This is a genomic window from Thauera aromatica (genome assembly GCF_023093595.1).
Classification (GTDB): Bacteria; Pseudomonadota; Gammaproteobacteria; order Burkholderiales; family Rhodocyclaceae; genus Thauera; species Thauera aromatica_A.
In genome coordinates this window covers 104650-117722 of record NZ_JALLIK010000107.1, presented here as the reverse complement: position 1 = coordinate 117722, position 13073 = coordinate 104650, and the positions used below count along the sequence as shown (strand labels likewise).

Genomic DNA, 13073 nt, shown 5'->3' with positions numbered 1-13073 from the left:
ACGCGGGCGACTCCGGGAGTAGAATGCCGCCGGTTCGAAAAGCGGATTCGATGTTCGGGTGGTGCACTGCACCTCGAGTCTTATAAAAGACATATAATCCGCCCCGTCCGCGCGGGCGATCCCCGCCCGGAGTCCTGATCACCGCCACGAAAAAGTGAGGAAGTCGCCGTGCTTGAAGCTTACCGCGCCCATGTCGCCGAACGTGCCGCCCTCGGCATCCCGCCGCTGCCGCTGTCCAAGCAGCAGGCCACCGAGCTGGTCGAACTGCTGAAGAACCCCCCCGCCGGCGAGGAGGCCTTCCTCGTCGAGCTGCTCACCTACCGCGTCCCCGCCGGCGTGGACGATGCCGCCAAGGTCAAGGCCGAGTTCCTCGCCAGGGTCGCCAAGGGCGAGGAGTCCTGTGCGCTGGTGTCGCGCGCGAAGGCCACCGAACTGCTCGGCACCATGCTGGGCGGTTTCAACATCAAGCCGCTGATCGATCTGCTGGGCGACGCCGAAGTCGGCGCTATCGCCGCCGAGGGCCTGAAGAAGACCCTGCTGATGTTCGACTACTTCCACGACGTCAAGGAGCTCTCCGACGCCGGCAACGCCAACGCCCGCGCCGTGCTGCAGTCGTGGGCCGACGCCGAGTGGTTCACCAGCCGCCCGGAAGTGCCGGCTTCGCAGAAGCTCACCGTGTTCAAGGTCACCGGCGAAACCAACACCGACGACCTGTCGCCGGCGCCGGACGCCTGGTCGCGCCCCGACATCCCGCTGCACGCGCTGGCGATGCTGAAGAACCCGCGCCCCGGGATCACCCCGGAAGAACCCGGCGTGCGCGGCCCGGTCAAGTTCCTCGAGGAACTGCGCGCCAAGGGCAACCTGGTGGCCTACGTCGGTGACGTGGTCGGCACCGGCTCCTCGCGCAAGTCCGCCACTAACTCGGTGCTGTGGTTCACCGGCGAGGACATCCCCTTCGTCCCGAACAAGCGCTTCGGCGGCGTGTGCCTGGGCTCCAAGATCGCCCCGATCTTCTTCAACACCATGGAAGACGCCGGCGCGCTGCCGATCGAGATCGACGCCGGGCAGATGGACATGGGCGACGAGATCGAGCTCAAGGTCGACGCCGCCTCGGGCAAGGTTACCGCGACCAAGAATGGTGCCGTGATCGCCGAAAGCCAGCTCAAGACCCTGGTGATCCTCGACGAAGTGCGCGCCGGCGGCCGCATTCCGCTGATCATCGGCCGCGGCCTCACCGCCAAGGCGCGCGAGGCGCTGGGCCTGCCGCCGTCCACGCTGTTCCGCCTGCCGCAGAACCCCGCCGACACCGGCAAGGGCTTCTCGCTGGCGCAGAAGATGGTCGGCCGCGCCTGCGGCCTGCCGGAAGGCCAAGGCATCCGTCCGGGCACCTACTGCGAGCCCAAGATGACCACCGTCGGCTCGCAGGACACCACCGGCCCGATGACCCGCGATGAACTGAAGGACCTGGCCTGCCTCGGCTTCTCCGCCGACCTGGTGATGCAGTCCTTCTGCCACACCGCGGCCTACCCGAAGCTGGTCGACGTCAAGATGCACCGCGAGCTGCCGTCCTTCATCTCCACCCGCGGCGGCGTCGCGCTGCGCCCGGGCGACGGTGTGATCCACTCCTGGCTCAACCGCCTGCTGCTGCCGGACACCGTCGGCACCGGCGGCGACAGCCACACCCGCTTCCCGATCGGCATCTCGTTCCCGGCCGGCTCGGGTCTGGTGGCCTTTGCCGCCGCCACCGGGGTGATGCCGCTCGACATGCCCGAATCGGTGCTGGTGCGTTTCAAGGGCAAGCTGCAGCCGGGCGTGACCCTGCGTGACCTGGTCAACGCCATTCCCTACTACGCGATCAAGCAGGGCCTGCTGACCGTGGAGAAGAAGGGCAAGAAGAACATCTTCTCCGGCCGCGTGCTCGAGATCGAGGGTCTGCCCGACCTGAAGGTCGAGCAAGCCTTCGAACTGTCCGACGCCGCCGCCGAACGTTCGGCCGCCGCCTGCTCGGTGCACCTGGATAAGGCGCCGATCATCGAGTACATGCGCTCGAACATCACGCTGATGAAGTGGATGATCGCCAACGGCTACCAGGATGCGCGCACCCTCGGCCGTCGCATCAAGGCGATGGAAGCGTGGATCGCCAAGCCCGAGCTGCTCAAGGCCGACGCCGACGCCGAGTACGCCGCCGTGATCGAGATCGACCTCGCCGACGTCAAGGAGCCGATCGTCGCCTGCCCGAATGACCCGGACGACGTCAAGCTGCTGTCGGAAGTTGCCGGCGACAAGATCGACGAAGTCTTCATCGGCTCGTGCATGACCAACATCGGCCACTTCCGCGCCGCGGGCAAGGTGCTGGACGGCAAGTCCGACATCCCAACCCGCCTGTGGATCGCCCCGCCGACCAAGATGGACGCGATGATCCTCAACGAGGAAGGCTACTACGGCGTGCTCGGCAAGTCCGGCGCGCGCATGGAGATGCCGGGCTGCTCGCTGTGCATGGGCAACCAGGCGCAGATCCGCAAGGGCAGCACCGCGATGTCGACTTCGACGCGCAACTTCCCGAACCGCCTCGGCATCGACACCCGCGTCTATCTGGGTTCGGCCGAACTCGCCGCGGTATGCGCGCTGATGGGCAAGATCCCGTCGGTCGCCGAGTACATGGCGCAGGTCGAGGTGGTCAACCAGAAGGCGGGCGACATCTACCGCTACATGAATTTCGATCAGATCGAAGAGTTCAGGAGCGTGGCCGAAACCGTCGAAGTCTGATCGGTGCAGGATCCGGATCGGTTTCGGCCGATCCCGTGGTAAAAACATGAACGCCTCTGTCCGGGTTGCCGGCGGGGGCGTTCGTGTTTCTGGAAACAGCACCGGCTGCTGCAACAGGGGGGGCGCGGGTGCAGCGTAGCTGCCGTGACCGGAATCACGATGTTCCCGATTAAGACCGGCGTTGCGGCCCGCGCACGGATAAGATCCGGCCAGTGTTGAGGTGCCGTGAGTCGCTGGATGCAGCGAGGCCGGCAGGGGCTGCGGCGGGGCGGAGCCGGGCGGGATTTGTCGGCCGGCTCGAATGCTGCGAATATCTTCCGTCGGCATGTTCCTCCCTGGGAGCGAGATGAAATTTCTTTGGGTGCTTACTCTGCTGCTGCTGCTGGCGCTGACCGGCATGATCGTTCGCACCGTGCGCAGCGAACGCAGGCTGCGCGAGCAGAACCGGCGTCTCGAAGAGGTGATTTGGGGGACCAATGCCGGAACCTGGGAATGGAACGTCGAGACCGGAGAAACGATGTTCAACGCGCGCTGGGCGGAAATTCTCGGCTACACGCTCGACGAGATTTCCCCCAAGACCGCGGCCACGGTACGCGCCCTTGCCCACCCGGACGACATGAAGCGCTTCGACCGGATGGTGGTGCACTGTTTCCGCCATGAAAGCGAGACCTACGAATGCGAGCTCCGCTCCCGGCACAAGAACGGGCACTGGGTGTGGGTGCTCGACTGGGGCAGGGTGGTCGAATGGACCCCCGATGGGAGGGCGCGGAGGATGTCGGGAACGCGCCAGGACATTACCGTGCGCAAGGAGGCGGAGGCGCTGCTCGCCGGCGAAAAGGAACGCCTGCACACGATCTTCGAATTGATGCCGATCGGCATCGTCCTGATCGACCGTGGCGGGCGCGTGGTCGAGTGCAACTCAGCCGCGGTGAACATGCTCGGCATCGCCCGCGCCCAATCTTTGTACCGCTCGATTACCGGACCGGGCTGGAGTGCATTCAGGCCGGATGGCGAGGCGATGGCGCCGCGCCACTACGCGGGCCTGCGCGCCCTCGCCGAACAGCGCCCGCTCCACCATCGCAGCATGGAGGTGCGCGGTCCCCGGGGCAGTCTCTGGCTGCGGGTCAGCGCCACCCCGCTGGATCATCCGCGCTATGGCGTGGTCATCACCCACTCCGACGTCACCGCGCAGCGCGATGCCGATGCCCGCCTGCGGCTTGCCGCGAGCGTGCTCGGCCAGGCCAGCGAAGGCATCGTCGTCACCGGCGCGGATGGCCGGGTGGTTGAAGTCAATGACGCCTTCACCGCCGTGACCGGTTATCGACGCGACGAGGTGCAGGGCAAGACCCTGGAGATCTTCGAGTCCGAGCTCCATCCCCGGGAGTATTTCATGGGGATACGGCGGGCGATCCGCACGCATGGGCACTGGCACGGGGAGCTGTGGAGCCGGCGCAAGAACGGCGAGGAGTACGCGGCGATGCTCAACGTCAGCGCCGTGCGCGGACTGCGCGGGCAGACGCAGAACTACGTGGCGCTGTTGAGCGACATCACGGCGCTGAAGCGCCAGCAAAAGCAGCTGGAACATATCGCCTATCACGATCCGCTGACCGATCTGCCCAACCGGGCGTTGTTCACCGACCGCCTGCAACAGGCACTCGCACAGTGCAGCCGTAGCGGACGCCAGCTGGCGGTCGCGTATATCGACCTGGACGGGTTCAAAGCGGTCAATGACACCCACGGCCATAACGTCGGCGATCGGCTTCTGGTGATGATCGCCCGCAGGATGCGGAAGGTGCTGCGTGAAGGCGATACCCTGGCCCGGCTCGGAGGAGACGAGTTTGCTGCGCTGCTCGTCGACCTCGACACCGCGGCCGACTGTGAATCGGTGCTCGGCCGGCTGCTCCAGGCCGCGGCCGAACCGGTCGTCGTCGATGAACTCAGCCTGACCATTTCCGCCAGCATCGGCGTCGCCCCCTTCATCGGAGGAAAGCTCGACCCCGGGCTCGATGCCGAGCACCTCATGCGCCATGCCGACCAGGCGATGTACCTGGCGAAACGGATGGGCAAGAACGCGTACCGCTTCTTCGATGCGCAGGCATGCGGTGGTTGAGCCGGGGGCGGTTTCCCGCGCGCGCTGCATCGATGTTTCCGGGGCTGCGGCCCTTCCTGGCGCTTGAAGGGCGGCCGCGGGCTTGCCTGGCTTCACCTTCCCCCGCCTGCTATTGTTTGAAAGTGAAGTTTTAAAACAAGAGCTTGGGGGTGCGGGATGAAAGCCATGTACCTCGATCGTCCCGGTCGCCGGAGCCCGGATCGCCGCTTCTCGTACCAGCACCGGCCGCGCCGGGAATGGCCATGAAGGGCCGTGCGATGCCGCGGGGGCGCGGAAGGCAGGTCTTCGGCGGATGGCTCGCGGCCTGGCTGGCGGGGGGGGGGGCTGTTGCCCGATCCGGCGGTGGCCGACATCTATGCCTTCACCGATGAAAAAGGGATGGTGCATGTCAGCAATGTCCCGCAGGACCGGCGCTACCGCCTGATCCTGCGGGTGCCCGAGGCCGCCGCCGAGCGGCGCGCGGGACGCCGTGCGCGCGAGCCGGTCCGGCGCTTCCAGCAGCAGGTGGCGCAGGCCGGGCAGGCCAGCCGGGTGGCGCCGGCGCTGATCCACGCCGTGATCAGCGCCGAGTCGGGCTACGATCCGCAGGCCCGTTCGCACAAGGGGGCGATGGGCCTGATGCAGCTGATGCCGGAGACCGCGCGCCGCTACTGTGTCGATGACCCGTATGATCCGGCGCAGAATATCCGTGGCGGTGTCGCCTACCTGGGGGACTTGATGCGCAAGTTCAACCATGATCCGACCCTGGCGCTGGCTGCATACAATGCCGGCGAGGCGGCGGTGCAGCGCCACGGCAACCGCATTCCACCCTATGCCGAAACACGCCGCTACGTGCCGCGCGTGCTCGGGCTGTACGAGCGTTATCGGCGTGAGCTTCCGCCATCGCCGGGAAACGGCGCTGCAGCGGAGGACGCCTCGGGAGCGGACCCCTGTGCGCGGCTGGTGGACGGGAGCCGGGAGGCAGGTAGCGAGGGGGCGCTGAATTGAGCAACCCTGGCGATATCGGCGACCCGATCCGGGTGTTCATCTTCGATGACCACAAGATCATCCTGTGGGGGCTGGAGCACCTGATCGAAAGCGCCGCCCCGCTGATGCACTGGATCGGCTCGGCGGATAAGCGCGACGAGATCGTCGGCCGCGTGCTGGCGACTTCGCCGGACGTGGTCGTGCTCGACGTGGACGTGGGCGAGGCCGATGGCACCGAAGTCGTGCGCCACCTGGTGCGCGAAAGCGGCGCGCGGGTGCTGATCCTGACCGGCAGGCAGGACCCCGATCTGTACCAGCGCGCGATGATGTGCGGGGCGAGCGGGGTGGTGCAGACCCAGGAAAGCCCCGACACCTTGCTGCGCGCGATCGAGCGGGTGGCGGTGGGCGAAGTCTGGCTCAACCGGGCGGTGATCGGACGGGTCATCGAGGCGCTCGCCGGCGGCCGCCGTCCGCAGGACGACGAGGCCTTGAAAATCGCCAGCCTGACCGAGCGCGAGCGCAAGATCATCGCGGTCGCAATCGAGAACAAGGGCGCGCGCAACAAGGTCATCGCCGACCAGCTCCACATCAGCGAGCACACCTTGCGCAACCACTTGGCGGCGATCTATCGCAAGCTGGGCGTCAACGGCCGCATCGAGCTGTATCTCTACGCCGTCAGTCACGGCCTCAATACCCACCTTTGCTGAACGCCGGCGCCGGGGTACGCCGCGGCCGTGGTGCGCCGCGCGCTCGTGCTGCGCCTGCAGGCCGGGCCCTGTCCCGGGATTCTTCCCGGGCGTTTTGTCCTGGGCAGACATGACGTTTGTCCGGCGGCCGTCCGTGCTCGCTCCGCCATCGGCCGTACTCCCCGTCGTTTCTTGCTTGTAGCCGGTTTCGCGTGCGCACCACGGGGGCCTGCCGCGGGCTTCGGCTGCTTGCCGTCGGCATCAGAATGCGGCCGCTTGCGGGCCGTGACGGGCCGTCCGTTGACGGGATGCCCTGGCGCCGGATGGCGGTGACGCACCAGAAAAAAAGGCTCGATCGGATCAGGTTGAAAACGGATCGGGTCGCCTAGGCTGAGCGGTAGACGGCGCCTATGACGGAAGAGAAAGGAGGCGGGATATTGCGGAAAAACGAGCAGACAGCGTGTTTTGCAACCTGTGTACACGGCCGTTTCATTTCAATGAACCAGCGGAACAACAACGGCAGGTAGCGATGGGTGATGGGCTTGGTGGATGCCCCCATTTCCCTTCGCCGTACCCTGTCCGGTCTGGTTCGATGACATGACGCGCGGTAACAAAAACAAGGTGTGGAGAATCATCATGTGTTCATACGAGAGGATTCGTGGCATCGCCCTTGGCCTCGCGGTATTCGGTATCGCGGGCATCGGGCTGCAGCCCGGCGCCGCTTCGGCGGCAGCGGGCGACGTGGGGCCGGACGTGCCGGCTGTGTTCGTACCGGGCAATCCGACCTGCTCGCAATTGATCAGTGGCGTTGACGGGCTGGTCGAATTCAAGATCAACGATCCGGCCGATGGCAACTTCCTGCATGGAACGGCGTCCTTCGAAATCGACGTGCGCAGCACGGCGCTCGGCCCGGTCTTCGACTGGGAGATCGCAGGTGGGCAGGTGTATGGGATCGTCGCCAAGGGCGGGCCGAACGCCAACCTTTACGATTACGCGGGCAACGGCGTCCTGGTCTTCCACGACGACGGCCTGCATTCGCCGACCAACCCGAACAATGGCAAGTACTACGGCTTGAGCCACATCTCGTTCTGCTACGTTCCCGGAGCGCCCAAGGTCGAGGTCGGCAAAGTGTGCGTGCCGAGTGCGAGCAACCCGAGCTTCGACGCCGACACCAACATGGTGCATACCGTGTTCGATGTGACGATCGAGAACACCGGAGTCGGCACCGTCTACGACGTGACCATCGAAGAAGCGGCTTCCGTGTTCAGCGATGCAGTGCTCGACAAGGCCGGCAGCCAGTGCTCGCTGACGGCGATCGGTGGCATGCCGGTCGGGCCGGTGATGCTGCTGAGCTGGGATGGGAGTATGGCGACGACGACGGCGGTGAAGGTGGCCGATAGCCTGGCCGAAGGGGCGATGCTCGGCGTGACCGTCGAATGCGATTCGAGCCGCAGCCAGTTGTCCAATACCATCAGCGTGAAGGCCAAGGCGTCGGCGGCGAGCCCGACTTTCGATGTTCCGCTGGCGATGCATACGACGACCATGGCCGAGCAGTGCGGGCTGAGCCTGCAAAGCGGCCTGACCGTGGCCAAGGCCTGCACCAGCGTGTCGATGGTCGGTGGCGTAGTGCCGCAGGTGTGCGTCGATATCACCGTGACCAACACCTCGCAGCAGGACGTGACCGTGACCAGCCTGGTCGATGTCGAATCGAACGGGCAGATGGTGGATGTGCTCGGTGCGTTCGAGGCGGCCAACGGCAATTCCGCCCTCCTCCAGCAGGCAGGGGCGCCAGGCGACGAGGTGAAGTTCAATCGCTGCTATACGCCGACCGCAACCGGCATGGATGCGCTGGATCCGGCTCTGGTCAGCTATCCCGACGAGGTGACGGTGGAAGGTGTCGGTGTCTTCGATGGCGCGCTGATCCCGCCTGTCGGCGATCCGGCGATCAGCGCCACCGCGAGCTGCCCGCTATGCCCGCAACCGGAATGACGAGCGGAGTGCGTGAAGCGATGTAGCAAACGGATGAGCAGGTCTTACAGGAAGCCGGCCCGGGCGAGGGGAAACCGTCGCCCGGGCCGGCGCATGATTGCCCGGCCGTTGCTAGCGGCTCGCGGTGAAGCTGGCCGAATTGCTCAGCGACTTGCCGCTGCTGCTGGCGACACTCGCCACCCGGTAGCTGCCGGCAGGGTCGTTGCGCTTGAGCTTGTACTTGTGGATGGCGCGGCCGTCGCGGCCGGTGGTGACGCTTTGCGTCACTGCCCTGCCGTCGGCCTTGGTCAGCGTGAAGCTGACGCTGGCACCGGCTACCGGGTTGCCGCCGGCGCTGACGGTGACGGTCGAGGCGACCGTCTCGCCCAGGGTATAGCTGGCCTTGTCGGTGGCGAGCGTGGCGCTCAGTTCGGTACTGCTGCTGCCGGCCTCGATCGTGTAGGTCGAACTGGCGCTGCCGCTCAGGCTGGTGCTGGCGCCGTGGGTCGCGCTCGCGCTCACGTTGTAGGTGCCGGCACTGGCGCTGGTCGGTGAGGCAACCGTCAGCGTGGTCGAGGCCGCGCTGCCGGGTGCGATGGTGAGGGTGTTCGCCGCCAGCGTCCCGCTCCAGCCCGTGGGCACGGCACGTGCGAGGCTGAAGCTGGTGCTGGTGCACGCCGTGCTGTCGTTGTTGCTTACCGCCACGGTGTAGGTCAGCGCGGTGCCGGCAGCTATGGCCTGGGTTGCTCCGGAGAGCAGCACGGAGGGAGCGGCGCGCTTGCACGTGCTGTCCTTGCCGAAGGTCACATCGACGCCGGCGCCGTTGGCATCGGCCCAGGTGACGGCGATGGTCACCCCGGCGTTGCTGTCGGTGAAGCGGCTGCCGGCGGCAAGCGCGCCGTCCATCAGGTCGTAGGCGGCGGCGGTGGTGTTGCTGCGGGGCGTCATGTCGAGCTGGAAGGCGCCGCGCGAGAGGCTGGCACTGCGCAGGGTCACGCCCGTGGTCAGGTTGCCGACGCCGGCAAGGAAGCTGTCGAAGCCCTGCGCCTGGCGGTACTCGAGGTAGTAATAGATGGGTTCGCCGGTCGTCGGATCGATACCGCGCAGGAGCTTGAGCGCCTTCGCTCCGCCCGCGCCGGTGCTGGAGAAGGGTTCGAGCACGTAGCTGCCGCTCGTCTCGATGGTGGTGATCGGCGGCACGCCAGTGCCATTGAGCCAGCCCAGACGTTCCTTGCCGAAGGCGCTGAAGTGGCCGCGGCTATTGCCCATGGTGTCTTCGATGTCGCCGTACTCATAGCCGCTGCAGGTGGTGCCGATCGGCGACAGGTCGCAGTGCAGGCTGTGGGCATGGCCGAGACCGAGGTTGTGGCCCAGTTCATGGGCGACGGTCTTCTGGTCGAAGGCGCCGTTGATCCAGGCGTCGGTCGGGCTGCCGCCGACGATCGCCAGCCCGGCCCAGGTGCACGCGGAAATGCGCGGGAAGACGTAGACAAAGCGGGTGTAGGCCGACAGGTCGACGCCGGCGGCAGTGGCGGCGGCGCGGGCGTGGGTCTTGATGTTCGGGGTATCGCAGGTGGCGCTCGACAGGGGCAGGGTATACCAGCCACGGACGGCGCTGCTGACCGTCGCTCGTTCCGATGAGTTCTCGCGCATGAAGGCGTCGATCGTGCTCATCAGGGTCTGCGCGCCGCTGACGGTGTAGGGCTGGCTGGTGTTGTCGCTGAAGTTCACCAGCAGCACCAGCGTGTTCTGCACCCCCACCGAGTAGCTCGGCGCGGCGCTCACCTGAGTGAGGCTGCTGTCGTCGTCGAGGGCGAGCAGGTTGTCTGCGAGCCGGCCGCGGGCGCGCACCTTGGCGCCGGAAACCAGGTGTCCGGGGGGCTCACCGCGGTAGCGGAGCTCGCGGTGTTCGCCGGCGGGGGTGAGCAGGTAATGGCGGGTCTTGTGGGTGAGATCGGGGTAGTCCTCGATCCGCACTTCGAGGGTGCCTTCGAGCGTGGCCGATGCGCCGGCTGCGGTAGCGGCGGCAGGTGGGCGCTCGGGGGCGGCATGGGCTGCGGGCGAGAGCAGGCCGATCGACAGGGCGAAGGCGGCGAGCAGTGACAGGAGGCGTGACGGGTGGGGGCGAAGGAGGGATGGTGTGCAGGGCATCGGACTCGCTCGGAAGGGATGGATGGAGAGGCGTGCGGGAAGGGGCTGGCCAGGTGTGCGCCGGCGCCGGAACGGTGCGGCTTGGGGCAGGGTCCGTGAGCGGATGCGAACCGCCTCGACGGCATCGGAGCGGGGGCCGTGCGGGGATCGCTCAGCGGGGCGGATGAGCTTTTGTACTGGCCGATCAAGACTATGAAGGCAGTACAAAACTACTAACGGCGCGCAGTATTCTTGCCCTGGCAGACGCTGTCAAGACGAAGGCCGGGCGTCTTCCCCATGAATTATGTATCTGAATAATCAGGGAAATTATGGCGATGCGAACGTCCTGAACTGGAAATGACAGCCCTGCGCCAGATGCCCCGCGGAGCGGGCGCCGGGCGTTCCGATGAGGTGTCCGGAGAGGGGAATCGTGGCGCCGGGACATCCCATCCGGCATGAGCGGCAAAACAACAGGAAACGCGACCGGGGACGGTGCGGCGGCTGGGTGTGCCGCGGAACGTAGGAGTGGAAGAGCGGAGAGGGCAGAAGGGGCATGCGCAGCGGAGGCGTGCCACGCGTGCTGCCCATGACATGAAAAATCGGCCGGGCGGCGCTCCGGCCGATCCGCTATCCGTGCCTGCAACCTGCTGGGTGGGGAATGCTCACATCGCCGGCCGCTGCGGGGAAGCGGTAGCGGCCTCCGGATTGCCGAGCAGGCGTTCGATCTGGGGGGCGGGAAGGGCGCCCGCGACCCGTTTGCCGTCGCCGAAGAAAAGGGTGGGCGTGCCGGTGATGCGCAGCCGCCGGCCCAGCTCGGCGAGTTGTTCGATCGGTGTCGCGCAATCGCCCGGATTGTCCGCCACCACGCCGCGCCGCACCGCGTCCAGCCAGGCTTTGGCGGGATCCTGCGCGCACCAGATCTTGCGCGATTTTTCAGTGGCGCCGCGGTGCAGCTGCTCGATCGGATACAGGAAGATGTGGATGGTCACGTTGTCGACCTTGTCCAGTTCGTTTTCCAGCTGGCGGCAGTACGGGCAGTCGGGGTCTTCGAAGATCGCCAGGCGGCGCTTGCCGTCGCCCTTGACGATCTTGATCGAGTGTTCGTGCGGGAGCTGATCGAAATCGATCGCAGTGAGCTCGCGCAGGCGCTCGTTGCTGAGATTCTGCCGGGTCCGGGCGTCGATCAGTGCGCCCTGGAGCAGGTAGCGGACCGCTTCGTCGGTATAGAGCAGCACGCCGTTGGAATAGATTTCGTAGAGGCCGGGATAGGGGGTCGGACTCAGCTGGTCGATTTTGACATTGGGCAGACGCTCTGCGAGGCGCTGGCGGACGGCCGCTTCGTCGGCATGTGCGGGAGCGGGAAGGGCGAGCGGCATCAGCAGCATGGCCGCTGCGGCCAAAGTCGGGATGAGCGGTTTCATTTCATTCTCCTCGGGGGGGCCGCGGTGGCGGGAAAGATCCGGGCGCGCCCCGCCCGCCGGGAGCGGGTGGGGCAGCGGGGCGGGGCGGGGGCGCCTGGGGTGGGGTATAGACGAACGTCCACCCGGCATAGCCGGATGGGGCCCCGTCTTCGGCAGAATCCTGCGCTGGAGTGTGGATGACCGATCCGGCGCCGCCCGTTTCGGTCGTGCCGGCCTCCGAGACCAGCCTCCCCAGCGGCTCGTCGGTCGACAGGCTGTAGACGCCGGCGATGCCGTCGTCGGGGGCTTTGATCAAGCCCCATTCGGGGCTGAGGGTGAGGGGGTCGCGGTAGATCCGGCGCAGGTAGCGTCGGGTCTCGGGATAGCGATCGTCTTCGAGCAGGTCGTCGAGGGTGGGGGGAAATTGCTTCACCGGCCCCGGCGTGCTTTGGTAGTAGCGGCCGATGGCGCGGCGGAACTCTTCACCGATGAAGCGCAGTTCGCGCTCGGCCTCGCGCTGGCGCACGGTGCGCCAGACTTCACTCGTGCTGCCGAGCAGCGCCCCCATGAAGGCGACCAGCAGGAGCACGCCCAGGTAGGTGAAGCCGGCTGGGGGGGCGAGCGATTGCGGGGAGAATGCGCGCGCCATGGTCGTCACCAGTCGCCGTAGGCCTCGCCCTCGAGGCTGTCGCCGGGGGCGCCGCTCCTGACATCGTAGACGCCGCCCAGCGACGGGTCTTCGGGGGGGATGACGACCCAGGTCTCGCGGCTGTCGGTGATGGGGTCGCGCGGCAGCGCGCGCAGGTAGCGCTGGCTGACGAGCTCGTCGAGGGTGTCCGGGTATTTGCCCTTGTCGCCATAGTATTTGTCGATCGCCTCGCGCATGACGTTGAGGTCGGTGCGGAGCACGGCCTCCTTGGAGCGCTCGACGCTGGTGAAATAGCGCGGCACGGCAAGGGTGAGCAAGGTGGCGATGATCGTCATCACCACCAGCAGTTCGATCAGGGTGAAGCCCTCGCGGGGGCGTGCGCGCATCATCGCCGTCGC

The 13073-nt window shown here is 66.7% G+C and carries 9 protein-coding genes; 5 read left to right on the top strand and 4 right to left on the bottom strand.

What is annotated here, in order from left to right; genetic code table 11:
• Window positions 1–168: 168 nt before the first annotated feature.
• The 5 genes from acnB (at window position 169) to MXC99_RS13230 (ending at window position 8517) form a co-directional block, all read left to right on the top strand.
• Window positions 169–2766 (top strand): bifunctional aconitate hydratase 2/2-methylisocitrate dehydratase, encoded by a 2598-nt coding sequence (acnB, locus tag MXC99_RS13250; protein ID WP_247725904.1) that lies wholly within the window; start codon window positions 169–171, stop codon window positions 2764–2766.
• 346 nt (window positions 2767–3112) lie between these two features.
• Window positions 3113–4876 (top strand): sensor domain-containing protein, encoded by a 1764-nt coding sequence (locus tag MXC99_RS13245; RefSeq protein WP_247725903.1) that lies wholly within the window; start codon window positions 3113–3115, stop codon window positions 4874–4876.
• A 252-nt stretch (window positions 4877–5128) separates the two neighbouring features.
• Window positions 5129–5863, top strand: coding sequence for a transglycosylase SLT domain-containing protein (locus MXC99_RS13240; RefSeq protein ID WP_282100156.1), 735 nt, complete (start codon window positions 5129–5131; stop codon window positions 5861–5863).
• The gene (locus tag MXC99_RS13235) at window positions 5860–6549 is read left to right on the top strand and encodes a response regulator (RefSeq protein WP_247725901.1); all 690 of its coding nucleotides are present in this window, start codon (window positions 5860–5862) and stop codon (window positions 6547–6549) included. The genes MXC99_RS13240 and MXC99_RS13235 overlap by 4 nt, the downstream gene beginning before the upstream one ends.
• A 615-nt stretch (window positions 6550–7164) precedes the next feature.
• Window positions 7165–8517 (top strand): hypothetical protein, encoded by a 1353-nt coding sequence (locus tag MXC99_RS13230; RefSeq protein ID WP_247725900.1) that lies wholly within the window; start codon window positions 7165–7167, stop codon window positions 8515–8517.
• Between the two features lie 111 nt (window positions 8518–8628).
• Here MXC99_RS13230 and MXC99_RS13225 read toward each other — a convergent pair whose 3' ends face one another.
• The 4 genes from MXC99_RS13225 to MXC99_RS13210 form a co-directional block, all read right to left on the bottom strand.
• The gene (locus MXC99_RS13225; RefSeq protein WP_247725899.1) at window positions 8629–10647 is read right to left on the bottom strand and encodes an NEW3 domain-containing protein; all 2019 of its coding nucleotides are present in this window, start codon (window positions 10645–10647) and stop codon (window positions 8629–8631) included.
• A gap of 641 nt (window positions 10648–11288) precedes the next feature.
• Window positions 11289–12047, bottom strand: coding sequence for a DsbC family protein (locus MXC99_RS13220; RefSeq protein ID WP_247725898.1), 759 nt, complete (start codon window positions 12045–12047; stop codon window positions 11289–11291).
• Window position 12048: 1 nt separating this feature from the next.
• Window positions 12049–12675 (bottom strand): type II secretion system protein, encoded by a 627-nt coding sequence (locus MXC99_RS13215; RefSeq protein WP_247725897.1) that lies wholly within the window; start codon window positions 12673–12675, stop codon window positions 12049–12051.
• A gap of 5 nt (window positions 12676–12680) precedes the next feature.
• On the bottom strand, window positions 12681–13064 hold the full coding sequence (locus tag MXC99_RS13210; RefSeq protein ID WP_247725896.1) for a type II secretion system protein: 384 nt from the start codon (window positions 13062–13064) through the stop codon (window positions 12681–12683).
• Between the last annotated feature and the right edge of the window lie 9 nt (window positions 13065–13073).